Source organism: Pseudonocardia sp. WMMC193 (genome assembly GCF_021728735.1).
GTDB classification, from domain to species: domain Bacteria; phylum Actinomycetota; class Actinomycetes; order Mycobacteriales; family Pseudonocardiaceae; genus Pseudonocardia; species Pseudonocardia oroxyli.
Genome location: NZ_JAKKDO010000003.1, coordinates 6,553,683 through 6,578,927 on the forward strand (window position 1 = coordinate 6,553,683; position 25,245 = coordinate 6,578,927).

A 25,245-nucleotide genomic window follows, 5' to 3' on the forward strand; every position below is an offset into this window, starting at 1 on the left:
TGTCCGTGCCCGGGACCCAGGCGACCCGGCAGACCCCGGCGGCACTCCTCGCGGCACGCTCCGGCGGGCGGAGAGTCGCTCGATCTGGCGGCGGGCGGCCAGCCCACCGGTGTCGAGGTTGACGCTGAGCTGCTGATAGTCCGGTCCGTCCGCGGCCAGGATCTCCTCCAGCAGGTTCAACGCGTCGACGTCCTGCTGCACGACGGCCGTCTGTGCCGCGACCGAGCGGCGGTCGAGCTCGGGGTCGCCCGGCGCGAAGGAGCGTCCGACGATCCAGAAGTCGTGCGTGGAGTGGTCGGTCTCGGGGGTGATGGCGTAGAGCACCTCCGTGCGGAACCCGCCCGGGTCGCTGCCGTCCGCGGCGGGAAGGGTGTGCGGCGCGGCGATCCTGATGTGCAGGAGGTAGAGGCCGGGCGGATGGAACTCGATGTCCTGCCACCGGCTGATGCGGTCGAGCCCCGTCAGCGCCTGGTAGGCGGGCGGGCACTCGGCATCGGGCATCCGTCGCTCGACTCGGACGACGCCCGTGGTGTCGTCCACGGTGGTCACGATGGGCGTGTCGGCGACTTCGGGGCTGCCGATGTAGCCGGCGTGCAGGAAGGTCTCGTGCGAGAGATCCATCAGGTTGTCCAGCAGCAGGCCCGCGCGTGCGGCGAGGGGGGCCATGCCGCGGACGGAGGTCCATGCGGGGTCGCCGAGCCACTCGACCCGAGGGATCGCGGCCGGGTCGGCCAGGTCGGGGTCGCCGACGAACACCCAGACCATCGTGTCCTGTTCGACGACGGGGTGGGCCGCGACCCGTGCGGTGCGGGGGATCCGGCTCTGGCCGGGCACGGCCGTGCACACGCCCGCGGCGTCGTAGGTGAAGCCGTGATAGCCGCAGACGATGCCGCGCTCGGTCAGCGTGCCCTTGCTGAGCGGGTAGCGGCGGTGCACGCAGCGGTCGGCCAGGGCGGAGACCATGCCGTCCGCCGTGCGGTGCAGGACGAGGGGTTCGTCGAGGACGGTGCGGGGCAGCAGGGTCGCGCCGACCTCGTCGGAGAGGGCCGCGACGTACCACTGATCGCGGGGGAACCGTGCGGGGACTGCCATCTCTGCTCCTCTCGTGGTCGCTGTGGTCAGGCGCGCTCGGCGGCGGCGAGCCGGTGGAGCAGCCGTCGCAGCCGCAGCCCGGGTACGTCGGCGGGCACGCTGTGCTCGACCACTCCGGCGCGCTCGTCGTGGTCCACGTACTCCTGGATCCACGTCAGCGCCTCGACGTCCTCGCTGAACACCCGCTCGACCATGGCGGCGCGTTCGTCCCGGTCCACCACGAACGGCACGTCCTGCCAGTACATCCAGAACTGATGGGTGGACGAGTCGTCCGCGGGGGTGACGCAGTGGGCGATCACCACGGTGCGCAGCCTCGCCGTGGCACCGGGGTCGGTGGGCTCGAAGCGCTCGACGGCGTAGTTGATGGCCGGGGTCACCGACATCATGCGGCCGGTGCGGAAGACCGGCGTGGTGGGGTCGTCACCGGCGGAGACGGCGAAGTGGTCCAGCACCGTGTCGAGGTCTTTGCCGTAACCGACGGAGAGGTGCGCGAAGCCTGCGGGCAGCTCGTCCGCCGAGAGCAGCCTGGGCTCGGTGACCGTGAAGTCGTGACCACCGATGCCGTGCAGGAACTCGAGGTGGGTCAGGTCCAAGAGGTTCTCGTGCACCATCGAGTAGTTGCACGGGTTCTCCGTGTAGCCGGTGACGCCGTCTCCGCCCTCGATCTCCTTCGGCCAGGGGATCAGGTCGGGATCGGCCGCGTCGGCGTCCGCCCCCGTCCAGATCCACACCCACGGTCCGCGCTCCACCGTGGGGTAGCTGCGGACCTTGATGTCCCCGGGAGTCCCGCCCGGCACGGCGAGGCACCGACCGTCCGTGCCGTAGGTGAAGCCGTGGTAGCGACAGCGGATCGTGTCGCCCTCGCGCACGCTGCGCGAGAGCGGAAACCGGCGATGGGCGCAGCGGTCGTCGAGGGCGACCAGAGCCCCGTCCTCGGCCTCGAAGAAGCAGACCGGCTCGCCGAGCACCCACCGCTGCCTGAGTTCCCGCCCGAACTCCGACCGGGCGGCCAGGACGTACCAGGCCTCACGCACGAGCGGGGCGACGGCGCCCGGTGAGCGGCGGAGCGGCCGGGCGGTCGTGGGGACGTTCTCGATGGTGGTCATGCGCATTCCTTCGGGTTGGACGGCGTCGCTCAGGCGTCGACCGGCGGTTGGGCGGAGTCGACGCCCGGGGTCGACTCGGCGGTGGAGCCGCGCAGGGACGTGCCCGCCGTCTCCTTCATGCGCAGCAGCACGGTCAGGCTGATGATCGCGAGGACTCCGATGTAGACGGCGATGAGCGTCGGGTCGGCGCCACCGGCCGCGGCGAGCAGCGAGGCGGCGATCAGGGGGCCGAGGCCGGAGCCGACGGTCTGGGCGAGCTGGTAGCTGGCGGACACGCCGGTGTAGCGGACCTCGGTCGGGAACAGCTCGCTGAGCATGACCGCGGAGACCGAGGTCACCGGCGTCATGAAGAAGCAGAGGTAGACGATCACCGAGACCATGAAGACCGCGGTGACACCGCTGTCGATCAGCAGGAACAACGGGTAGGCCACCAGGCCGTTGGCCACGGTGCCGAAGATCAGGACCGCCTTGCGACCGATCCGGTCGGACAGCGCGGCGTAGATCGGCGTGGTGAAGACCGATCCCAGGGTTCCGATCATGATCGTCAGCAGGACCAGCGGTGGCGCGTACCCGAGCGCGGGTGCGTAGGACACCAGGAAGACGCCGAACACGCCCTGCCCGGTGTAGGAGGCGAGCTGGACGACGACCGCCTTCGTCACGGTCCCGCCGTGGTTGCGCAGGATCTCCACGATGGGGCTCCGGCGCCGCACCGGCGCTGTCTCGCGGGCCACGTCGGCCAGGAACACCGGGCTCTCCTCGATCCGGGCGCGGAACCAGAGGCCGAGCGCCAGCAGCAGGAAGCTGGCGAGGAACGGGATGCGCCAGCCCCAGCTCAGCAGGGCCTCGCGGTCCATCGTCGCGACCAAGGTCATCGCGCCGGTGGCGATCACGGCACCGGACGGGGCGCCCATCGTCGCCGCGCTCGCGGCCAGCCCGCGTCGCCGGGCGCCTGCGTGCTCGCTGGCCATCAGGACCGCGCCACCGTACTCGCCGCCGACGGCGAGGCCTTGGATCAGACGCAGGATGACCAGCAGCAGCGGCGCGGCGACCCCGATGGCGGCGTAGGAGGGGATCAGTCCGATGAACCCGCTGCACAGGCCCATCGTGACCATCGTGACCAGCATGACCTTCTTGCGGCCGAGCCGGTCGCCGTAGTGGCCGAAGATCACCGCACCCGCGAACCGGGCGACGTAGCCCGCCGCGAGGGTCGCGAGCGCCACGATCGTTCCGAGCAGGGGGCTGAGCTGGGAGAAGAAGACCGGGCCGAAGACGAGTGCGGCGGCCGAGCCGTAGAGCAGGAAGTCGTAGTACTCGATCGTCGTGCCGAGGTAGCTCGAGATCCATACCCGGCGCTGCTGCGCCTTCGAGGTAGGCGTCGTTGCCATGGTGCCTCCGGAGCCGATGAGGTCAGGTGCGCAGATCGGTGCGGCGACGCCCGAGGACGGCGTCGTGCACAGGTGGTGCGGAAGTGCTGCCGACTACCGGGGGGACGGGCGCCCCGACGCACCCCTCCGCGAGGTGCTGCGAGTCCAGAACACAGTGGACCTCCTCGTCCCGTGGTCTGAGTGGCCGGGGCAGCGGTACTGCGAGCCCGGTGGCAGTGACCATAACCACCATGCAGGCGAAGCGGAAGACAGGATTGCAGGCAGTACTCTCGGTTACTAGATGTTGCGTTGAGTAGTTGGCAGGCTCTGCGTCATGGTCGAGGAGCTCGAGAGACCCTGACGGTTGGCGTCGGCGTTCCCGCGGCGACAGCCACCCTGCGCCGCGGCGCGGGTGGTCGCCTTCCGGCTCGCGCACCCGCCGGCGGACCGGCCGTCGCGGCGTCCCCGTGCCGGCCGCGGTCTCACAACGGAGTCGACCGAATGTGAAAGTGTCCTCGCCTCGTCGCCCGGGTCGGTGACAGGTTCTTCCCGCAGCCGTTACTGCATGTGTCGGTTGTGTAACGTCCCTCGCCCATCGTTCTCGTCTCGAGGGAGGTTCCCTCATGAGACGGAGGACCGGTCGTGGCGATCACGAACGACACCACGAAGGGCACGGACGAACTTCGGATCGAGGACCGGGGCACACTACGGGGCCGGTGGATCGGGCACTGGGAGCCGGAGGACCCCGGCTTCTGGGCCCGGGTCGGGCGCGCCAGGGCGAACCGCAACCTGTGGGCGTCGATCGCGGTGGAGCACGTGGGGTTCTCCGTGTGGACCCTCTACTCGGTGTTCGTCCTGTTCATGGGCCCGGAGTACGGGTTCTCGCCCGCGGACAAGTTCCTGCTCGTGTCCACGGGCTCGCTCGTCGGCGCGCTGCTGCGGATCCCCTACACCTTCGCGGTCGCCCGGTTCGGCGGCCGGAACTGGACGGTGATCAGCGGCCTGTTGCTGCTGATCCCGACGATCGCCTCCGCGCTGGTGCTCCAGCCGGGCACGTCGTTCGGCGTCTTCCTGCTGATGGCGGCCCTGGGCGGGTTCGGCGGTGGCAACTTCGCGTCGTCGATGACGAACATCAACGCCTTCTTCCCGGAGGGGCGCAAGGGTCTGGCCCTCGGGCTGAACGCGGGCGGGGGCAACATCGGCGTCGCGGTGATCCAGCTGCTCGGACTGCTGGTGATCGCGGTGTCCGGGACCGGTCACCCGCGGATCCTGCTCGGGGTCTACATCCCGCTCGTCGTCCTCGTGTCGCTGTGGGCGGCGTTGTCGATGGACAACATCTCCAGCGTGCGCAACGACACCGGCGCGGCACGGCTCGCCCTGCGCGACCGGAACACCTGGATCATGTCGTTGCTCTACATCGGCACCTTCGGCTCGTTCATCGGCTACAGCTTCGCCTTCGGCCTGGTCCTGCAGACCCAGTTCGGCCGCACCCCTCTGCAGGCTGCGGCGATCACCTTCCTCGGTCCGCTCCTCGGGTCGCTGATCCGGCCGCTGGGCGGGAGCCTGGCCGACAAGGTGGGCGGTGCCGTCGTCACGCAGTGGAACTTCCTGGTGATGGCGGTCTGCGCGGTGGTCTGCATCGTCGCATCCGGCACCGGCTCGTTCCCGCTGTTCGTCGCGGGCTTCATCGGGCTGTTCCTCTTCGCGGGCCTCGGCAACGGCTCGACCTACAAGATGATCCCGGCGATCTTCCGTCGGACCGTCATCACCGAGGGACACCCGGACCCGCTGGCCTGGGCGCGCCGGGCCTCCGGCGCGGCGATCGGGCTGATCTCCGCGGTCGGTGCCCTCGGCGGGCTGCTCATCAACCTGGCCTTCCGGCAGTCGTTCGCGACGACGCAGAGCGGGGTCCCCGCCTTCTGGGCCTTCCTCGGCTTCTACGTGGTGTGTTCCGTGGTGACCTACCTCGTGTACGCCCGACGGTCCGCCTCCGTGCCGAGCGAGTCGACGCAGGCTGCTCCCGTCCGGGTGTGACGAGACCGCACGTAAGCGCTGCGTACAGGGTGGGTTACGTTGATGGTTCGGACGACTGGCGGAACTCTCCGCTGCCGGAGAATGACCGGATGGCTGCACCCCTCCCGTCCTCCGGTACGGCGCCGCTCCCGCTGGCGGGGTTCACCGTGGGGGTGACGGCGGCGCGCCGCGCGGACGAGCTCGGGGCGATGCTGGAGCGGCGGGGAGCCCGGGTGCAGCACGGACCCGCGATCCGGATCGTGTCCGCGCCCGACGACGTCCGGCTGCACGAGGCGACCCGCGCGGTGCTCGACGCGCCGCCGGACATCGTCGTGGCGACGACCGCCATCGGGTTCCGCGGGTGGCTCGAGGCCGCGGACGGCTGGGGTCTCGGGGACACCCTGCTCGAGGTCCTCGGGCGGTGCGAGCTCGCGGCGCGGGGCCCGAAGGCGCGGGGCGCGATCCGGGCGGCGGAGCTGCCGGATCCCTGGTTCCCGAAGTCGGAGTCCTCGGCGGGGGTGCTCAGCCACCTGCTCTCCCGGGGCGTGGAAGGACTGCGGATCGCGATCCAGCTGCACGGCGAGCCGCTCCCGGACGTCGTCGACACCCTGCGGTTGGCCGGGGCCGAGGTCGTCGAGCTGCCGGTGTACCGGTGGATGCCGCCGCAGGACCTCGCCCCGCTGGACCGGCTGCTCGACGCCGTGGTCGGAGGCGGGGTGGACGTGCTCAGCTTCACCAGCGCGCCCGCCGTGGCGAGCACGCTGTCCCGGGCGGACGGGCGCGGGGTGCACGACAAGCTGGTCGAGGCCCTGCGGGGGCCGGTGACCGCGCTCTGCGTGGGACCGGTGACCTCGGCCCGGCTGGAGGGCCTGGGCATCGAGACCGTGCAGCCTGCCCGGTCCCGGCTCGGCGCGATGGTCCGGGTCCTCGAGGACGGGGCGCCGGGCCGGGCGGTGGCCCTGCCCGTGGCCGGTCACCAGCTGGAGGTCCGCGGGCACGCCGCCCTCGTCGACGGCGTGCTGCAGGCCGTCCCCGCGGCGCCCATGGCACTGCTGCGGGTGCTCGCGGAGCGCCCGGGCCGGGTGGTGTCGCGGTCGCAGCTGCTCGGGGCGCTGCCCCGACGCGGTGGCGGCGAGCACGCCGTGGACATGGCGATCAACCGGCTCCGCCAGGCGCTGGGCGCCCCGGAACTGGTGCAGACCGTGGTCAAGCGGGGCTACCGGCTCGCGTTCGAACCCGAGTTCGGTCAGGTCGGTGCCCGGTGTGCGGAGGAGGGACGCTGGTGAGCGCGGTGGCGACCCACTGCCCCTACTGCTCCCTGCAGTGCGGGATCACCCTGACCCCCACCGACGCGGGGGTCGAGCTCGCGGGCCGCGAGGACTTCCCGGTCAACCGGGGTGGGCTGTGCATGAAGGGCGCGCACGCCGCCGAGCTGCTCGACCACCCGGAGCGGCTGACCGCCCCGCTGGTGCGGGACTCCCGGGAGGAGCCCTTCCGGGACGCGACGTGGGAGGAGGCTCTCGACCGGGTGGCCGCCGCGATCCTGGAGACCCGTACCCGGTACGGCCGGGACGCCGTCGGGTGCTTCGGCGGCGGCGGGCTGACCAACGAGAAGGCCTACCAGCTGGGCAAGTTCGCCCGGGTGGCGCTGCGCAGCGCGTCCATCGACTACAACGGCCGCTTCTGCATGTCCTCGGCGGCCGCGGCGGGCACCCGCGCGTTCGGGCTGGACCGCGGCCTGCCGTTCCCGCTCGCGGACATCCCGCTGGCCGAGACCGTGCTGCTGGTCGGCAGCAACCCGGCGGACACGATGCCGCCTGCGATGCGGTTCTTCGAGGAGGGCCGCACCAACGGGGCCCGCCACATCGTGGTGGACCCCCGCAGGACGGTCACCGCGGAGCACGCCCACCGACACCTGCAGCCGGTCCCGGGTACGGATCTCTCCCTGGCCAGCGGCCTGCTGCACATCGCCGTGACCGAGGGACTGATCGACGAGCACTACGTGGCCACCCGCACGAGCGGGTTCGACGCGGTCCGCCGCGCGGTGCGCGCGTACTGGCCGGACCGGGTCGAGCGCACCACCGGCGTGTCGGTCGAGGACATGCGCGCGACCGTCCACGACCTGGCCCGCTCCAGGACGGCCATGATCTTGACCGCCCGCGGGGTCGAGCAGCACGCGGACGGCACGGACACGGCCCAGGCCTGGATCAACCTGGCTCTGGCCCTGGGGCTGCCCGGCCGCGGACCCGGCTCCGGGTGGGGCACCGTCACCGGGCAGGGCAACGGACAGGGCGGTCGCGAGCACGGGCAGAAGGCCGACCAGCTGCCGGGCTACCGCAAGCTCGCCGACCCCGAGGCCCGGGCGCACGTCGCGGCGGTGTGGGGTGTCGACCCGGACGAGCTGCCGGGCCCCGGGGTCTCCGCCTACGAGCTGCTCGACGGGCTGGGCGAGCCCGGTGGGGTGCGCTGCCTGCTGCTGGCGGCGTCGAACCCGGTGGTGTCGGCACCGAACGCCCGGCACGTGACCCGACGGCTGCAGTCCCTGGACTTCCTGTGCGTCACGGACTTCTTCCTGTCCGAGTCCGCCCGGCTCGCCGACGTGGTGCTCCCGACGACCCAGTGGGCCGAGGAGGAGGGCACCATGACGAACGTCGAGGGCAGGGTGCTCGTCCGGAGGCGGGCGGTGGCCCCGCCCACCGGGGTCCGGAGCGACCTGGAGATCTGGCACGAGCTGGCCGCCCGGCTCGGGCGCGGCGATCACTTCGCGACCGATCCCTGGGCGGTGGCGGACGAGCTGCGCCGGGCCAGCGCGGGTGGTCTCGCGGACTACGGCGGGATCACCCGGGCCCGGCTGGAGGCGGGGGAGGAGCTGTTCTGGCCCTGTCCGGACGAGGAGCACCCGGGCACCCCTCGGATGTTCCTGGAGCGCTTCGCCACCCCGGACGGTCTCGCGCGCTTCATCCCCGTGCGCTCCCGGATCGCGCAGGAACGACCCGACGAGACCTACCCCTACCTGCTGACCACCGGCCGGTCCCGGGCCCAGTACCAGTCCGGGACCCAGACCCGGCGCTCGCCCACGCTGAACGCCGCGGCCCCGGAGGCCTACGCGGAGCTGCACCCGGAGCTGGCCCGCCGGATCGGTGTCGCGGACGGGGACCTCGTCCGGCTCCGCTCGCCCCGCGGATCCACGACCGTGCGCGCCTGGGTCACCGCGGCGATCCGCCGGGACACCGTGTTCGTCCCCTTCCACTGGGGCGGCGAGGCCTGCGTCAACGCGCTGACCAGCGACGCCCTCGACCCCACGTCCCGGATGCCCGAGTTCAAGACCTGCCCGGTCGCGGTGGAGGCCCTCGCCGCCACCGCGGACGACGTCGCACCCGACACCGCACGCCGCCCCGCCTGATCCCACCACGACGGAGGACACCCCCCATGCACAGCACGCCACGTTTCCTGCAGGGCGTCTACGAGTTCACCGGCGCCGGGCTGGACAAGCCCGCGCTCCTCGATCCCGCGCTGGCCTACACCGTGCCCGCGGGCGTCACCACCCAGCCGATCTACTTCCGGGCCGGCAACGCGACGGAGGAGCTCGTCACCATCGTGCTGGTCCGCGACGGAGCACCCATGCGGCTGTTCCCGGTGGGGGCCAAGGCGGACACCCACGTCAGCCTCGCCGTCGTCGAGGACCTGGAGATGGGGACCGTGCTGGAGCTGCACGTGGCCGCGCCCGCCGGGTTGACCGGCACCGTGGTCGTCGACCTCGGGCTGGTGGAGGTCTGAGATGACCCAGGCGAGCGAGCGACCCCGGCTGGTGGTCGTCGGCAACGGAATGGCGGGCGCCCGAGCGGTGGAGGAGATCCTCGTCCGGGCCCCGGGCCGGTTCGACATCACCATGTTCGGGGACGAGCCCTACGGCAACTACAACCGCATCATGCTCAGCCACGTGCTGGCGGACGGCGGCGACCCCGCCGGGGTCGAGGAGATCTACCTCAACCCGTTGGACTGGTACGCCGACAACGACATCACCCTGCACTCCGGCGTCCGCGTGGTCCGCATCGACCGGTTCGCCCGCAAGGTGTTCGCGGACGACGGCACCATCTGCTCCTACGACACGCTGATCCTGGCGACCGGCAGCCGGACCTTCTTCCCGCCCATGGACGGCATGTGGGTGGACGATCGCACCCTGACCCCGGGCGTGTTCGGGTTCCGCACGCTGGACGACACGACCTCGATGCTGGACTACGCCGCGGACCACCGCACCGCCGTCGTCATCGGCGGTGGGCTGCTCGGCCTGGAGGCCGCCCACGGGCTGCAGCAGCAGGGCCTGGACGTGCACGTGGTGCAGTCCGGCCCGGTGCTGATGAACCAACAGCTCGACGCCGAGGCCGGGGCGATCCTGCGCAGGATCGTCGAGAGACTCGGCATCCACGTGCACCTCGGCGGCCGCACGACGGCCGTGCGGAGCGCGGGTTCCGTCACCGGTGTCGTGTTCGCGGACGGCACGTCCCTGGACGCGGACATGATCGTGGTGACCGCGGGCATCCGGCCCAACGTCGGCCTGGCCGTGATCTCCGGGATCACCGTGGAGCGGGCCATCGTCACCGACGACCAGATGCGTTCGGTGGACGACCCGGACATCTACGCCGTCGGCGAGTGCGCCCAGCACCGCGGCGAGGTCTACGGCCTGGTCGCGCCGCTGTGGGAGCAGGCGGTCGTGCTCGCCGACCACCTCACCGGCGCGAACCCGAAGGCCGCCTACCACGGCTCGAAGACCGCGACGAAGCTCAAGGTCGCCGGCGTGGACGTGGCGGCGATGGGGCTCAAGGGCCCCGAGCGGGAGGACGACGAGTTCGTCCGCTTCTCCGAGCCCGGCCGCGGCGTCTACAAGTCCGTGGTGATCCGGGACGGACGGCTGGTCGGCGCGACCCTGCTCGGGGACGTCGGCAAGGTCGCGTTCCTGACGCAGAGCTTCGACCGCGGTCTGCCGCTGCCCGAGGAGCGCGTCGAGCTGCTGTTCGAGCTCGCCGGTCCCTCGGGGGAGCAGGGCGCGGCGGAGATGGACGACTCGGTGCAGGTCTGCAACTGCAACGGCGTGTCCAAGGGGGCGCTGGTGGCGTGCGTGCGCGGCGGCACCCACAGCGTCACGGGCGTCATGGCGGCCACCCGGGCGGGCAAGGGCTGCGGGTCCTGCAAGGACCTGGTCTGCGATGTCGTCGAGTGGGCCGTGGGCGAGGAGGGCGGCGCCGTCGAGGTGGACGAGAGCGCCGAGTGGTACGTGCCCGCCATCCCGCTGCGGAAGCCCGAGCTGGTCGAGGCGATCCGCGCGCAGGGGCTGCGCTCGGTGTCCGCGGTGTTCGCCGCACTCGCGCCGGACGGGGAGGACGCGGGCAGCAAGATGGCCCTGACCTCGCTGCTGCGCACCGTCTGGCCGGGGGAGTTCGTCGACGAGCGGGACGCCCGCTTCATCAACGACCGGGTCCACGCCAACATCCAGCGGGACGGCACCTTCTCGGTGGTGCCGCAGATCAAGGGCGGGGTGACCACGCCGGATCAGCTGCGCCGGATCGCGGACGTCGCCGACAAGTACCGGGTGCCGATGGTCAAGATCACCGGTGGGCAGCGGATCGACCTGCTCGGCGTGCGCAAGCAGGACCTGCCCGCCGTCTGGGCGGACCTGGACATGCCCTCGGGCTACGCCTACGGCAAGTCCTTCCGCACGGTGAAGACCTGCGTCGGCACCGACTACTGCCGCTTCGGCCTCGGCGACTCGACGGGCCTCGGCGTCGCGATCGAGCAGCGCTACCAGGGACTGGAGAGCCCGGCGAAGCTCAAGCTCGCCGTCGCCGGGTGCCCGCGGAACTGCTCGGAGGCGCTGGTCAAGGACGTCGGGCTGGTCGCCGTCGGCGAGGACCGGTGGGACGTGCTGGTCGGCGGTGCCGCCGGTGCGTCGGTCCGCAAGGGGGACGTGCTCGCCACGGTGGACGGCCACGCCGAGGCGACCCGGCTGACCGGCCGGTTCATCCAGTACTACCGCGAGCACGGGCGCTGGCTCGAGCGGACCTACGACTTCGTGCCGCGGGTCGGCATCGAGGAGCTCCGGGCGATCCTGGTCGAGGACCGGGACGGGCTCGCGGCGGGACTCGACGAGCGGGTCCAGCAGGCCGTGGACGCCTACCGGGACCCGTGGCAGGAGGGCCGTGAGCCCACCACGCCGGGCCAGTTCGGGGACGCGCTGCCGCTGTTGCCGCTGCCCCAGGTCCCGGTGCGCGGCGGTGTCCCGTCCGGGGCCGGTCGGCAGGAGGAGTCGTGAGCTCCGGGGAGCTCGTGCGCCACCGGCTGGGGCCGGTGTCGGCGCTGCCCGTGGGCGAGGGCCGCGCCTTCGCCGTCGGGACCGAGCAGGTCGCGGTGTTCCGGCTGCGGGACGGAGCTCTGCGGGCGGTCTCGGCGGTCTGCCCGCATTCGGGCGGCCCGCTGGCGGACGGGACCGTGGACGCGGAGAAGGTCGTCTGCCCGCTGCACAACTTCGCGTTCGCCTTCGAGGACGGCCGTTGCCTCAACGGGGACTTCTCCGTGACGGTCTTCGCCGTCTCCGAGGAGGACGGCGACGTGGTCGTCGAGCTCTGACGGAGGAGACGGCGATGGTTCGTCCTGCGCGTCCGCCGCCACACACTCCGGGGTCGGGCCCTGTGCGAGACGTGACGACGAGGCGATCGCACCGAGTACCGGCACACGCACGCGATCGTCGTTAAGCTCGCCCGGTGACGCGAGACCCGATCGGCGCCCGGACTCCCGTGCGCCGCGGGCGTCGGCCCGGTACGAGCGGAACCCGGGAAGCGATCCTCGAGGCGGCCCGCGCACGGTTCGCTCGCGAGGGTTACCAGGGTGCCACGATCCGCGGCATCGCCGCTGATGCCGGTGTCAATCCCGCGCTCGTGATGCAGTTCTTCAGCTCCAAGGACGAGCTCTTCGCCGCTGTCATGTCCATCACCCCGGCGACGCTCGATCGCATCGCCGGGGCGTTCGGCGGACCGGACGAGGGCCTCGGCGAGCGGGTGGTACGGACCTTCCTCGATGTCTGGGACAGCGCGCCGCTGGAGGCGGAGCCGCTGCTGGCCATGTTGCGCAGCGCCGTCTCCAGCGAGCAGGCGGCGGCTCAGCTGCGAGACTTCCTCGAGACGAGGGTCCGCCGGGGAGCGGAGTCCGCCGATCGAGACGACGCCGAGACGGGGCTCCGGGTGGCAGCGGTCGCGGCGATGCTCATCGGCGTCGTGGTGGCCCGGCGCATCGTGAACGTTCCGATTCTCGTCGAGGCCGACAAGGAGCAGATCGTCGAGGTCGTCGCACCCGGCCTGCAGGCGATCCTGACCCCGGGGCGGCACGGCGCAGGCGGGGCGACCGCGTAGTCGAGCCGTCCAGGACGCCGCCCCGCCCCGTGCGGACCCCGCTCCGGGGGTCGGCGCCTGCGACCGGACGTCGAGCGGCTCGATCACCCGAGCGGAGTATCGGTGCGACCAGATATATACAGGTGTTGATTTATCGCGAACTCGTTCTACGCTCGGGGGAGACGGCGAGCGACCCGCCGTCCCGGCGCCGGCCGTGCGTCGGCGAGAGGAGGACTCCCCGTGAGTGACCACCAGAAGATCTTCATGCCGTCCCGCCCGTTGGTGTCGGGTGGCGAGCGGTACGGGCTGCTGAGCGGGTTCGCCCCCGGCACGCGGATTCTCGAGGCCGGGACCCGCCTCGCCCCGCCCTTCCGTGCGCTGCCCGTGGACATCCTGTTCGAGAGGGACGTCGCAGTGACACTGCGCGACGGCACGGTGACGTACGTGGACGTGTTCCGGCCGGTCGGCGAGGAGCAGGTCCCGGTGATCGTCGCATTCAGCCCCTACGGCAAGGGCCAGGGCACCTCACCGAGCGCGATGGGCGTGTTCGGGCTCGTCGGCATCGACGACTCGGTCGTCTCGGGGCTGCAGAAGTTCGAGGGTCCCGATCCCGCGTACTGGTGCGCCGCGGGGTACGCGATCTGCAACCCGGACATCCGCGGCGTCGCCGAATCGGGCGGCGACAGCGTCCTCTGGGACCGACAGGAGGGACGTGATGCCTACGACCTGGTCGAATGGCTCGCCGACCAGGACTGGTGCAGCGGCCGGGTCGCCATGAGCGGCACGTCCTACCTCGCCGCATCGCAGTGGTTCACCGCGGCCGAGCAGCCGCCGCACCTCGCTGCGATCAATCCCTGGGAGGGGATGAGCGACACCTACCGTGATCTCGTGCTGCGCGGGGGGATTCCCGACAGCGGGTTCGCCCGGCAGCTGCGCGACTTCTCCTTCTGGGGCCACGGCCTGAAGGAGGACATCATCGCCGAGGCCGACCGACACCCGCTCGTCGACGAGCTCTGGAACGACAAGATCCCACGGTTCGAGCGGATCACGGTTCCTGCCTACGTGGTCGCCAGCTACTCGAACACGCTCCACACCGCGGGTACCTTCCGTGCCTGGCGCCGGATGTCCTCGGAGGACAAGTGGCTGCGCATCCACAACACCCAGGAGTGGCCGGACTACTACGACGAGGCCAACGTCGAGGATCTCCGCCGCTTCTTCGACCACTTCCTGAAGGGCGAGGACAACGGCTGGGAGCGCACCCCGCGCGTCCGCTACTCCCTGCTCGATCTCGAAGGCGGCGACCGGGTCGCCATCGGGGCGGACCGGTTCCCGCCGAGCGGGGTCGCGTCGGTCGAGTACTACCTCGATGCGGGCAGCGGCACCCTCGGCACGGCGATCCCGGCCGACGACGCGACTGCGCGCTACGTCGTCGGGTCGAACCCCGGCCTGGTCTCGTTCCTCGCGCGGTTCGACTCCGAGACCGTCCTGGTCGGGTACCCGAAGGCCCGCCTCTGGGTCGAGGTCGCGGGCGCCGACGACATGGATCTCTTCGTCCTGCTGCAGAAACTCGACGCGCACGGAACGCCACTCGCGCAGTTCACCGTCCCCAACCAGGCGGCGGCGATCCACGACGCCACGGAGTACGGAGGGTCCATCCTGCGCTACCGGGGTTCGGACGGCAGACTCCGCGTCTCACTGAGGCACCTGGACGACGACCTCTCGACCGATGAGGTCCCTGCTCACACCTTCGACCGGATCGAGCCCCTCTCGGCGGGCGATGTCGTCGCCGTCGAGATCGACCTGCTCCCTGTCGGGCTCGTCTTCCACCCCGGCGAACAGCTCCGCTTCATCATCAGCGGTCGAAGCCTCCTCGGCACGATGATGCCCGGAATGCCGGAGTACACGTCGCCGAACGTCGGCACCCACATCGTGCACACCGGGGGAGACCATGCGTCGTACCTCCAGTTGCCTTGCAAGAACGCGTGAGCCGCTGCCTCGTCCGTGGCCACGTCACCGTCGAGGATCGACGACGATGTTCCCGGCAGGCCTGTTCTCCGCCGCCTCGTGGGCGGTCGCGATCCGGTCGAGGGAGTACACGGCCGCGATGGTCGGCACGAGGGTGCCGGCGGCGAGGGCGGCGCCGAGGTGGTCCACCGCACGCGCGCGCAGCTCGCGGGGCATGGTGAAGACCTGAACGGTGCGGACCGTGGCGCCCTTGAGCTGCAGGCGGAAGTAGGGGACGACGGGGTCCGGGTCGGAGGTCGAGGAGTAGCTCGCGATCGTGCCGTAGGGCGCGAGGACGTCGGTGTCGACGTGGACGTTGGCGGCGAAGTCGACCTCGACGACGCGGTCCACTCCGTCGGGGGCGATGCCGCGAATCGCCTCGCGCACGTCCGTGGAGCGGTAGTCGACGACGTGGTGGGCGCCCGCTGCCCGGGCTCGCCGCGCCTTCGCGGGCGAGCTGACCGTGGTCAGCACCGTGGCCCCGGCCTGTACCGCCAACTGGATCGCCAGCTCGCCGACCGCCCCTGCGCCGCCTTGGACCAGGACCGTGGCGCCGTCGACGGCGCCGTCGCCGAGGACGGCGGCGTAGGCGGTGAAGGCGGGCACGCCCAGGCATGCCCCGGTGGTGAAGTCGACGGTGTCGGGGAGCGGGGCGAGGAACTCGAGGGGCAGCACCGTGAGCTCGGCGGCGGTGCCGCTCTCGTCGGGGGCGGGCGCTCCGTAGCCGAAGCGGTTGACCGCGTTCCAGACCCAGACGCGCCTGCCGACCCATCCGCGGTCGACGCCTGCACCGACCGCCACCACGGTGCCGGCGCCGTCGCTGTGCGGTACGCACCGTCTCGCCGGGGCGGTCGAGCCGCGGCGCTTCCAGTCCGACGGGTTGATCCCGGACGCCGCGATCCGGACCACCGCCTCGCCCGGCCCCGCCACCGGGTCCGGCAGCTCGCCGACCGTCAGGACCTCCCGCGCCGGGCCGGGGCGCTCGTACCACGCCGCGCGCATCAGCAGGCCGCCGTGACGTCCGTGTCGATGTCGCCCGCCGTGGACGGTGTGAACCCCGGCGTGGCCTCGTCGCGCTTGCGCAGCCAGTGCGCGATCCGTGGTGGTGCGATCGCGTAGGGATCGGCGAGGCCGAGCTTGCGAGCCGCATCGAGCGGCCAGTTGGGGTTGTGCAGCAGCTCCCGACCCAGGGCGACGAGGTCCGCTCGGCCCTGGGCGATCACCGCCTCGGCCTGACGGGCGTGCACGATCATCCCGACCGCCATCGTGGGCGAGCCGGTGCGGGCGCGCACCTGTCGGGCGTAGGGCACCTGGTAGCCGTAGCCGACCGCGGGGGCGTCCGTCGCGGGCCGCCCGGTGAGTCCGCCGGTGGTGCAGTCGATGAGGTCCACGCCGTGGCGGCGCAGCTCCCGAACCAGCTCGACGGTTCGGTCCAGCGGCCACTCCACATCCACACAGGACAGCCGGACGAACAGGGCCTTCTCGGCAGGCCACTCGGCTCGGATCGCGTCCACGACCTCCACCAGGAGTCGGGAGCGGTTGCGGAACGAGCCACCGTAGGCGTCCGTGCGTCGGTTGGTCAGCGGGGACAGGAAGGTGTGGAGGAGGTAGCCGTGGCCCGCCTGGACGTCGATGACCTCGTAGCCCGCCTCCCGGGCGCGGCGGGCCGCCTGACCCCAGCTCCGCACGGTCTCGTCGATGTCCCGCAGGGACATCGGGGTCGGGGTGGGCGCTCCCGGCAGCGGGATGGGGATCGCGCTGGGGGCCAGCACGGGCCAGTCGGTCGGGTCGGGGTCGGGGTGGTCCGCAGGGAACCAGGGCGGGTTGCGCCTGCCCTTGCGGCCGGCGTGGATGAGCTGGATGCCGGGGACGGACCCGCCGGCGCGGATGACCTCGACGAGCCGGCCGTGCGCAGGAACCAGATCGTCTCGCCAGATGCCCAGGTCTCCGACCGTGCCGCGGCCGCGCCGGTCCACGGTGGTCCCCTCCACGATCGTCAGCCCGACCCCGCCCTCTGCGAGCCGACCCAGGTGGACCGTGTGCGTCGCGCTCGGTGTCCCGTCCGTCGCCGCGTACTGCCACATGGGGGACGCCACCACGCGGTTGCGGAGCACCACGTCGCGGATCGAGAAGGGGCGGAACAGATGTGGGGGCACGGATCCTCCCGGCGGGTCGGTCATGACGATCGAGTTACAGCCGTCGAACCGTTTTCGCGCCTCCCGGATCCGCCGTGGACACGGGGGCTCGACGTGGCTACGGTCATGCTACCAAGCAGCACATCGTTCCACATTGCAGCACAGGGGAGTCGGCATGACCACCGCCAGCAGGGTTCTCGAGAGTCGCCAGGTCCGGTACGGGGACGAGACGACCATCCACTACACGGTCAGCGGGCCCGCGGACGGACCGGTGATGGTCCTCATCCACGGCTGGGCCTGCGACCGTCGGGACTACGACGAGATCAGTGCGCACCTGCCCCGCGACCTCCGGGTCGTCGCGGTCGACCTCGCCGAGCACGGAGAGTCCCGTTCCACTCGGACCTCCTACTCGATGGCGGCGTTCGCCGGGGATGTCGTCGCCGTCCTGGAGGCGGAGGACGTCTCCGACGCCATCGTCGTCGGCCACTCGCTGGGCGGCGCCGTCGCCGTCGAGGTGGCCCTGGCGGCGCCGGTGCGGGTCGCACGCGTCATCGCGCTGGACGCCCTGCACTACACCTTCCTGTTCGGCGCCCTCGACGACGCGCAGGCGGACGCCTTCCTCACCCTCTTGCGCGACGACTTCCCCGGTCTCGTCCGCAGCATGGTCGAGGCGGGCTCGCCGGAGGGGACCGATGAGGCGCTGAAGGACGCGTACTTCGCGAAGATGGTGGCGGTCCGCCAGCCCGCAGGCTCGGCTGCGTACGAGGGCCTGGTCCGCTGGGACATGGAGAAGGCCCTGGCCGCGGTGACGCGCCCCGTGACGGTCTACGCGGTTCGCGAGATGCTGAACCCGGAGTCGGTCGCGCACCTGGAGGGGCGGGTGGAGGCCGTCGTCCCGATCGATCTCGGCAGCCACCACTTCGGCGTGGAGAACCCGACCGGGACCGCCGCGCTGCTCGCCGCCGTCGCCGCTCGCTGACCGGCCCCTCACGCAGACGAGATCAGCGTGCTGATCTCGTCCGCGGCGGCGACCGTGCGGCGCCCCAGCTCCTGCTCGCGCGCGCCGTCGTAGCGCATCTCCGGAATCGACAGCACCACGGCGCCGACCGGACGCCCGTCGCGATCCAGGATCGCCGCGCCGAAGGAGGTCACGTGCGGGCGGTACCAGGCCGACATGTTCAGGGCGTAGCCGCGGTCGGCGGTGGCCGCCAGCTCCCGGCGCAGCTCCTCGCCGGTCTGGACGGGGGCGTCCGCGAACTCGGTGAGCTCCTCCGCGAGGATCGTGTCGACCTCGTCGGGACCGAGGCGGGACATCACCGCCACGCCGCCGGACGTCGCCCGCAGTGGGAGTCGGGCGCCCAGGTCGAGATGGACCCGGACCATGTGCCTGCTGTCCTCACGTCCGACGATCACGTACTCGTCCCCGTCGCGGAGGCCGAGGAACACGGTCTCACCGGTGTCGGCGGCGAGCTGGGCGACGACCGGGGCCGCCACGACCCGCAGGTCCTGCTCGGCGGCGCTGCGCAGGCCGAGGGCGAGCACCTTCATGGTCACCCCCCAGCGGACGGGCTCCGCGTCGACGACCCGCAGCCAGCCCGCCTGCTGCAGCGTGACGAGGCAGCGCTGGACCGAGCTCTTCGGGATCCGGGTGGCCCGGGCGAGGTCCGAGACCCCGATGGGCTGGCGCACCGCGACCTCCTCGAAGACCCGCAGGGTGCTCAGCACGCTGTTCATCGTGCGGATCCCGGCGGCCGGGCGATCGGGCGACGACGCGTCGTCGGGAGCAGAGCTCATGACCCGAACCCTACACATGCATATCGCATCGCGGCACGGCGTTCCATGAGCGCCGGCGGAACGGAGAACCGATGGAACTGACGATAGTCGGAGACGTGGTCGTCGGCGGATGGCCCCGTCGTGCCCCGGAGGAATCGGCGCTGGGGTTGTTGCAGGGCGGCGACCTGGTGATCGGCAACCTCGAGGTCCCCCTCACCGACGGCGGTGAGCGTGCCGAGAAGCTCGTCGCGATGCGGGCCCCCGCCGCAGGCGCCGCCGAGCTCGCCTCCTGGGGGGTCGGCCTCGTCTCGCTCGCGATGAACCACGCGATGGACTACGGCGCCGAGGGCATGCGGGACACCGTCCGAGCCCTCGACGCGGTCGGCATCGCCCACGCAGGGTTCGGGGAGAACCGCGCCGAGGCGACCGCGGCGCGGATCGTGCAGGTGGGGGAGGAGCGGTTGGCCTTCCTCAGTCTGTGCTCGGCGCTCCCCCTGGGGGCGAACGCGACCGCCACCCGGGCCGGGATCGCGCCGCTGCGGGTCCGACAGACGGCCGAGTTCGACGGGCCGTTCCTGGAGGAGACGCCGGGGACGCCGCCGTTCGTCCACACCGTCGCCCACGAGCCGGATGTCCGAGTGGCCGAGGAGGCGATCCGCGAGGCGCGCAGCCGGGCGGACGTCGTGGTCGTCGCGCTGCACTGGGGGGTTCCGTTCCCCTACCTGCCCGCCGCCCAGGGGCCGCTCGCGCAATATCAACAGCCCCTGGCGCGGCGGCTGGTCGACGCGGGGGCCGACCTCATCGTCGGGCACCATCCGCACTGCCTGCACCCCGTGGAGTTCTACGGGCGGGGCCTCATCCTGTACTCGACGGGCAACTTCGTCTTCGACTGGTGCGAGGGCTGGACGCCGGAGGCGATGGTGCCCGATCCCGACGCGCACCCGGCGGCACCCTTCCGGCCGGTGCTGATGCGGGGTCCCTGGTACGAGAGCGCGGTCTTCCGGGTGGGCATCGGGGGTGCCCACGGCCCGCGGTTGCGGCTCGACCCCATCGAGCTCGACGCCGACAGCCAACCGATCCCTCCGCGTCCCGCGGTCGCGGCCGCGATCCTGGCCGGAGTCGAGCGGGACTCGCGCGAGCTCGACCCGACCGTCGTGGTGGACGCCGACGGCGTGGTGTGGCGGCGGACCGCCGAAACGGTAACGCCATCGTCATCGCACCCCGTTGACGTCGGCCCCGTGGCCCATCCATAGTCATGTATCGCAATACAGCACGACATGCCGTAATTCGGCACAGAGACCGAGGTGAGGAATGAACAGCCCGGCGGCCAAGCCTCCCGACTACGAGTCGTTTCCCTACGTCACACGCGGGCTCGACTATTCCGCCGTCGAACTGGCCGACCCGTCCCACCGGCGCAGTACGTTCGCCCCCGGGCTGGACGTCGCGGACCGCGAGCGGACGGAGCGGCTGCTCGCGGAGAGCCTCGTGGTGAGCTTTCACGACCACCCGCAGCTCCTGCCCGCCGACATGGGGGACATCGACTCGTTCCTGCGGACGAAGCAGGAGCAGACCGCGTTCAGTGAGCTCCGCCGCTCGGGGTTGACCGCGGTCTTCGACAACTGGTTCGGGGTGATCGGCGGGACGCGGCGGTCGGGCTGGAAGTGGGAAGACCTGGTCACCACGCTCGGCCTGCGGCTGGCGGACATCGCCCACCAGGACGGAGTCGTCGTCGCCCGCAGGGTCGCCGACATCCTCGCCGCGAAGCGGGAAGGACAGCTCGCCTTCGTGATGGGGACCGAGTCCGCCGCGATGATCGAGAACGATCTCGACCGGATCGACGTGCTCTACGGGTTGGGCATCCGGCAGATGGGGCTGGTCTACGCGGAGGCCAACACCCTCGGGGGCGGGCAGAAGGAGGCCGCGGACGCGGGCCTCACCGCGTTCGGTCGCCGCGCGGTCGCGCGAATGAACGCCGTCGGGATGCTCGTGGACGTGTCGCACGCGGGCGACCGCACCTCGCGCGACGCGATCGACACGTCGTCCACCCCGATCGCGATCACCCACGCGGGAGCGCGCGCAGTGTGGCCGATCGCCCGGATGAAGCCCGACGACGTCCTCCTCGCGCTGGCCGAACGCGGGGGCGTGCTGGGCATCGAGGCCGCGCCGCACACCACGCTGTCCCACGACCACCGCGCCCAGTCCATCGAGTCGGTGATGCAGCACTTCGTCCACGCCGTCGACCTGATGGGCATCGAGCACGTCGCCTTCGGCCCGGACACCCTCTACGGCGACCACGCCTCGTTCCAGCACGCGATCAGCGACGTGCTCGGCTCCTCGACGGTCTTCGACCCCGGCGGGCTGGACGTCGAGCAAGTCACCCATGTCGACGGGCTGGAGAACCCGACGGAGAACTTCCGGCACATCACCGGCTGGCTCGTCCAGCACGGCTACTCCGACACCGACATCCAGGCCGTCCTCGGCGGCAACATCCTTCGACTCCTCGGCGAGGTCTGGCGATGAGAGACGTGACGGCCACCGTCCGCGAGACCCTCGGTCGACACCTCGACCGCGCGCTGGGCCTCTCGCACTGGATCAACGCCCATCCCGAGCTCGCGTTCGAGGAGCACCGCACCTCCGCCGAGATCGCCGGTCTGCTGGCGGACCACGGCTTCAGCGTCGAGCGTGGCGTGGCGGGGCTGCCCACCGCGTTCGTCGCGACGCTCGGCGCGGGCGAGCTGGTGCTCGGGATCTGCGCCGAGATGGATGCGCTGCCCGAGATCGGCCACGGCTGCGGGCACAACGTCATCGCCGGCGCGGCGGTGGGTGCGGCACTCGCCCTCGCCCCGCTGGTGGACGAGCTCGGGGTGACACTGCGCGTGTACGGCACGCCCGCGGAGGAGAGCGGCACGGGCAAGGAGATCATGGTGAACCGCGGGCTCTTCGACGACGTGCACGCCGCGATCATGGTGCACCCCTCGCTCAAGGACGTGGTCCAGCCGCAGTTCCGCGCCGCTCGTTCCTGGCGCGTCACCTACACCGGTCGCGGCGGACACGCCTCCCGGCCGTGGAGTGCGCTCAACGCCGCGGACGCCACCGTCGTCGCCCAGACGGCGATCGGCCTGCTGCGCCAGCAGCTGCGCGACGGGATCCGGGTGCACCACGTCGTCACCGAGGCGGGCGGTGCGGTCAACGTCATCGCCGACCGGACGGTGATGGACTGCATGATCCGTGCCGACACGATCGCCGAGGTCGACGAGGTGTGGGAGCGGGTGCGGGCCTGCTTCGAGGCGGGGGCCGTGGCCACCGGGACGCGCGTGGACGCGGAGACCCTGCCGTCGATCTACCGGGAGTTCGACCACGACCCCGATCTCGCCGCGTTGTTCCACGCTCGCGCCGAGCAGGCGGGCCGGACCTTCCCCGACTACCCCGACACACTGTTCGGCTCCACCGACATGGGCAACGTGTCGCAGGTCGTCCCGGCCCTGCACCCGATGCTGTCCTTCGCGCTGCCCGCCGAGCAGGGCAACCACACTGCCGCCTTCGCCGCGGCGGCGGCAGGCCCCGAGGGGGACCGCTTCGTCCGCGACGGGGCGCTGGCCATGGCCCTGACCCTGGTCGACGTCGCCCGGTCCGAGCCCGTTCGGGATCGCCTGCAGGCAGACCTGCGGGCCCGTCGGTCCGCGTCCCCGAGTGTGTGAGGAGCCCACGCCATGCTGTCCGTCCACGAGGTCGAGTCCGGCTACGGTCTCCTCCCGGTGCTCCACGGGGTGTCCCTGGAGGTGGCTCCCGGCGAGATCGTCGCGGTGCTCGGCCCGAACGGGGCCGGGAAGTCGACGCTGCTGCGCACGGTCTCCGGTCTTCTGACGCTGCGGTCCGGCTCGGTCTCCGTCGGGTCGACCCGCCTCGACGGGCTCGCGCCGCACCGGATCGCGCGGCACGGTGTGGCCCACGTCGTCGAGGGTCGCGGCATCCTGCCCAACCTGACGATCCGCGAGAACCTGCTGCTCGGGTCCTTCCTGCACGGCTCCCGCGAGGGCGAGCAGGGCCGGCTCGACGCGGCACTCGAGCAGTTCCCGTGGATGAAGCCCCGCCTCTCCGAGCTCGGCGGGCGGCTCTCGGGCGGCCAGCAGCAGATGCTCGCCATCGCCCGCGCGCTCGTCGGGAACCCCAGGGTGCTGCTGCTCGACGAGCCGTCCCTCGGCCTCGCCCCGCTGGTCATCGACGAGCTGTTCGAGGTCATCGGGCGGCTGGCGACCGGGGACCGGGCGGTGCTGATCGTCGAGCAGCACGTGCACCGGTGCCTGGAGGTCGCGACCCGCGGCTACGTCCTCCAGCGGGGCCGGGTGGTGCTGGCGGACAGCGCCGAGGCACTCCGCGCGGACGAGCGCATCGAACAGGCGTACCTGTCGTGACGGCACCGGAGGAGCGGGAGATGCTGCGGGTCGAGAAGGTCAGTGTCGACTTCGGTGCCTTCCGGGCCCTGACCGACGTGTCCCTGACGGTGGGGCCCGGCGAGGTCGTCGGGGTGATCGGCCCCAACGGCGCCGGCAAGTCCACCCTGGTCAACGCGTTGTCCGGGGTCGTGGCGCCGAGTGCGGGATCGGTGCTGCTGCGGGGCCGGGCGCTGGGTCGCGCCCGACCGGTCCGCCGGGCGCGGCTCGGGCTCGTCCGCACGTTCCAGACCGCCCAGCTGTTCGGTTCGCTGACCGTCCGGTCGAACATCGACCTGGCGCGGCGCGGGTCGGCCCGGGCGGACCTGGTCGACGCGGCCACCGAGCTGTTGCGTCTCGACCCGGTGCTGGATCTGGCCGCGGACCGGCTCAGCGGCGGCCAACGCAAGCTCGTCGAGTTCGTGCGGGCGCTGGCGGCGCGGCCGGAGGTCCTGCTGCTCGACGAGCCGGTCGCCGGGGTGCCGATGCACGACCGGGTCCGGGTCCTGGACCTGATCCGGCGCCACCTCGCCGACAGCAGGGGCTCGGTCGTGTTGATCGAACACGACATGGAGTTCGTCAGCAGCGTCTGCGACCGCATCTACGTCATGAACGCGGGGGCGGTCATCGCCCAGGGCACCTGGGCGGACATCAGCAGCGATCCGGCCGTGCTCGAGGCCTACCTGGGCTCAGCCCCCACCGCCCCCACCGCGCCGACCGGCGCCGAGAACTGAAGGAGAGGACATGAGGAGACTCGTCACGGCGAGGTCGGGCCTCGTCGCAGGCGTGCTGGCCGCACTGTTGGTCACCGGCGCGTGCGGCGACAGCACCGCCGCCACCGGGGCCGCGGGGGTCGTGCCCGAAGGGGCGCCGATCACCATCGGGGTCTCGACCGTCGCCACCGGACCGCTCGCGATCAACGACCAGGTCACGAAGGGCCTGAACGCCTACTTCGCCTACCGCAACGCGAACGGCGGGATCGACGGCCGCCAGGTCGAGCTCGACGTCGTCGACAGCGGGGGCACCGTCGCGGGCGGGGCGACCTCGGTCCGCCAGCTGCTCGCGTCTGACCCCTTCGGCGTGTTCGTGCTGTCCACGGCGCCCTTCACCGGAGCGCAGTCGGTCCTGAAGAACGACCCGGAGACCCCGGTGTTCGTCCTGGCGAACGGATCGCTGGTCAAGGCGGCCGGGTTGCCCAACACCTTCGGGATGTTCACCGACTACACCACCGAGAGCTTCGTCGGCATCAAGACCCTCGCCGACCAGGGCAGGAAGAAGCTCGCCCTGGTGTACGACCCCACGATCGGCGAGGACGCGGCGAAGAACGCGCCCGCCGAGGCGGCCAAGTACGGCGTCGAGATCGTCGACGTTCCGGTGCCGGCGACCACCACCAACTTCGCTCCGGTGGCACAGAGCATCGCCGCTGCGGGCGCAGACGGGATCGTGTTCCAGGTCGTGGCCCAGAGCATCGCGGGGACGATGAAGGCGGTCCAGAACTCCGGGCTCGCGCTGCCGGCCGTCTCCTACTCCGGTCAGCTCAACGCCACGACCTTGGAGCTGGGCGGGTCCGCGATCGAGGGCATGTACTTCTCGGCGCTGTTCCCGCTGGTGACGGACCCGTCGCCCGCCGTGCAGGAGTTCGACCGCGAGATCGCCAGGCTCGCCCCGGACGCCGCCACCGTGCTCGGGATCCTCGGCTGGAACACCGGAGCCATGATCGAGCAGGCCGTGAAGGACGCCGACGCGACCGGTGAGCTGACCCAGGCCTCCTTCATGACCGCGCTGCGCGGACTCGGCGGGAAGTCGGTCGGGGTGCTGGAGAAGGTCGGGTGGACCGAGGACGTCGTCAGCTCGATCGACGCGGGCCGGACGGACGTGTTCAGCCTCTACCAGGTGCGCGACGGCCAGTTCGTCAAGGTCGGGGCATGAGCGGCCACCGCGGCGAGGGA

Annotated in this window: 20 protein-coding genes and 1 pseudogene; 15 read left to right on the top strand and 6 right to left on the bottom strand. The window is 71.8% G+C overall.

Translation table 11 applies throughout. The features are described 5' to 3' along the window. Positions 1–126: 126 nt before the first annotated feature. From L3X23_RS33470 to L3X23_RS33480, 3 genes and pseudogenes are all read right to left on the bottom strand, one after another. Positions 127–1,092, bottom strand: a pseudogene (locus tag L3X23_RS33470) (Rieske 2Fe-2S domain-containing protein); the annotation flags it as partial. Positions 1,093–1,118: 26 nt separating this feature from the next. Further along, positions 1,119–2,198 carry a Rieske 2Fe-2S domain-containing protein gene (locus L3X23_RS33475; protein ID WP_237197582.1) on the bottom strand — a complete coding sequence of 360 codons (1,080 nt, stop codon included), beginning with the start codon at positions 2,196–2,198 and terminating at the stop codon, positions 1,119–1,121. A 29-nt stretch (positions 2,199–2,227) separates the two neighbouring features. Next, positions 2,228–3,583, bottom strand: a complete 1,356-nt coding sequence (locus tag L3X23_RS33480) for an MFS transporter (protein ID WP_237197583.1) — start codon at positions 3,581–3,583, stop codon at positions 2,228–2,230. A 666-nt stretch (positions 3,584–4,249) separates the two neighbouring features. Here L3X23_RS33480 and L3X23_RS33485 point away from each other — a divergent pair. The 8 genes from L3X23_RS33485 to L3X23_RS33520 all read left to right on the top strand — a co-directional run bounded on the left by L3X23_RS33485 (position 4,250) and on the right by L3X23_RS33520 (position 14,940). After that, positions 4,250–5,596, top strand: coding sequence for an MFS transporter (locus L3X23_RS33485; RefSeq protein ID WP_237198193.1), 1,347 nt, complete (start codon positions 4,250–4,252; stop codon positions 5,594–5,596). Between the two features lie 89 nt (positions 5,597–5,685). Further along, positions 5,686–6,861: a uroporphyrinogen-III synthase gene (locus tag L3X23_RS33490; protein WP_237197584.1), complete on the top strand. Its 1,176-nt coding sequence runs from the start codon at positions 5,686–5,688 to the stop codon at positions 6,859–6,861. Then, a complete protein-coding gene (locus L3X23_RS33495) occupies positions 6,858–8,978 on the top strand; it encodes a molybdopterin oxidoreductase family protein (protein ID WP_237197585.1) in 2,121 nt (706 codons plus the stop codon). Before L3X23_RS33490 ends, L3X23_RS33495 begins: the two co-directional genes overlap by 4 nt. Positions 8,979–9,004: 26 nt before the next feature. After that, positions 9,005–9,352 (top strand): molybdopterin oxidoreductase, encoded by a 348-nt coding sequence (locus L3X23_RS33500; protein ID WP_237197586.1) that lies wholly within the window; start codon positions 9,005–9,007, stop codon positions 9,350–9,352. A gap of 1 nt (position 9,353) precedes the next feature. Next, complete coding sequence (gene nirB, locus L3X23_RS33505) at positions 9,354–11,882, top strand: nitrite reductase large subunit NirB (protein ID WP_237197587.1); 2,529 nt, start codon at positions 9,354–9,356, stop codon at positions 11,880–11,882. After that, positions 11,879–12,196, top strand: a complete 318-nt coding sequence (locus tag L3X23_RS33510; protein ID WP_237197588.1) for a Rieske (2Fe-2S) protein — start codon at positions 11,879–11,881, stop codon at positions 12,194–12,196. Before nirB ends, L3X23_RS33510 begins: the two co-directional genes overlap by 4 nt. 134 nt (positions 12,197–12,330) lie before the next feature. Then, entirely contained in the window at positions 12,331–12,975 is a 645-nt protein-coding gene (locus L3X23_RS33515) for a TetR family transcriptional regulator (protein WP_237197589.1), read from the top strand. A gap of 219 nt (positions 12,976–13,194) precedes the next feature. Next, positions 13,195–14,940, top strand: coding sequence for a CocE/NonD family hydrolase (locus L3X23_RS33520; RefSeq protein ID WP_237197590.1), 1,746 nt, complete (start codon positions 13,195–13,197; stop codon positions 14,938–14,940). Positions 14,941–14,964: 24 nt separating this feature from the next. Here the strand turns inward: L3X23_RS33520 and L3X23_RS33525 are convergent, their stop codons facing one another. Together L3X23_RS33525 and L3X23_RS33530 are read right to left on the bottom strand one after the other, a co-directional pair. After that, positions 14,965–15,960 (bottom strand): NADPH:quinone reductase, encoded by a 996-nt coding sequence (locus L3X23_RS33525; protein WP_237197591.1) that lies wholly within the window; start codon positions 15,958–15,960, stop codon positions 14,965–14,967. Continuing rightward, on the bottom strand, positions 15,960–17,114 hold the full coding sequence (locus L3X23_RS33530) for an NADH:flavin oxidoreductase/NADH oxidase (RefSeq protein WP_237197592.1): 1,155 nt from the start codon (positions 17,112–17,114) through the stop codon (positions 15,960–15,962). The genes L3X23_RS33525 and L3X23_RS33530 overlap by 1 nt, the downstream gene beginning before the upstream one ends. A gap of 154 nt (positions 17,115–17,268) precedes the next feature. On the opposite strand from L3X23_RS33530, the gene L3X23_RS33535 reads away from it, so the two are divergent. After that, entirely contained in the window at positions 17,269–18,072 is an 804-nt protein-coding gene (locus L3X23_RS33535) for an alpha/beta fold hydrolase (protein WP_237197593.1), read from the top strand. An 8-nt stretch (positions 18,073–18,080) separates the two neighbouring features. On the opposite strand, the gene L3X23_RS33540 is transcribed toward L3X23_RS33535, so the two are convergent. After that, positions 18,081–18,887: an IclR family transcriptional regulator gene (locus L3X23_RS33540; RefSeq protein ID WP_237197595.1), complete on the bottom strand. Its 807-nt coding sequence runs from the start codon at positions 18,885–18,887 to the stop codon at positions 18,081–18,083. A 71-nt stretch (positions 18,888–18,958) separates the two neighbouring features. Here L3X23_RS33540 and L3X23_RS33545 point away from each other — a divergent pair, with 71 nt between their 5' ends. From L3X23_RS33545 to L3X23_RS33570, 6 genes are read left to right on the top strand one after another with little or no spacing between them, the layout of a single operon-like run. Further along, positions 18,959–20,119: a CapA family protein gene (locus tag L3X23_RS33545; RefSeq protein WP_237197597.1), complete on the top strand. Its 1,161-nt coding sequence runs from the start codon at positions 18,959–18,961 to the stop codon at positions 20,117–20,119. 58 nt (positions 20,120–20,177) lie between these two features. Next, positions 20,178–21,386: a dipeptidase gene (locus tag L3X23_RS33550; protein WP_237197600.1), complete on the top strand. Its 1,209-nt coding sequence runs from the start codon at positions 20,178–20,180 to the stop codon at positions 21,384–21,386. Next, entirely contained in the window at positions 21,383–22,564 is a 1,182-nt protein-coding gene (locus L3X23_RS33555; RefSeq protein WP_237197601.1) for a M20 family metallopeptidase, read from the top strand. Before L3X23_RS33550 ends, L3X23_RS33555 begins: the two co-directional genes overlap by 4 nt. Before the next feature lie 12 nt (positions 22,565–22,576). Next, a complete protein-coding gene (locus L3X23_RS33560; RefSeq protein WP_237197603.1) occupies positions 22,577–23,278 on the top strand; it encodes an ABC transporter ATP-binding protein in 702 nt (233 codons plus the stop codon). Next, the gene (locus L3X23_RS33565; RefSeq protein ID WP_237197605.1) at positions 23,275–24,030 is read left to right on the top strand and encodes an ABC transporter ATP-binding protein; all 756 of its coding nucleotides are present in this window, start codon (positions 23,275–23,277) and stop codon (positions 24,028–24,030) included. Before L3X23_RS33560 ends, L3X23_RS33565 begins: the two co-directional genes overlap by 4 nt. A 10-nt stretch (positions 24,031–24,040) precedes the next feature. Then, on the top strand, positions 24,041–25,225 hold the full coding sequence (locus L3X23_RS33570; RefSeq protein ID WP_237197607.1) for an ABC transporter substrate-binding protein: 1,185 nt from the start codon (positions 24,041–24,043) through the stop codon (positions 25,223–25,225). Positions 25,226–25,245 lie beyond the last annotated feature (20 nt).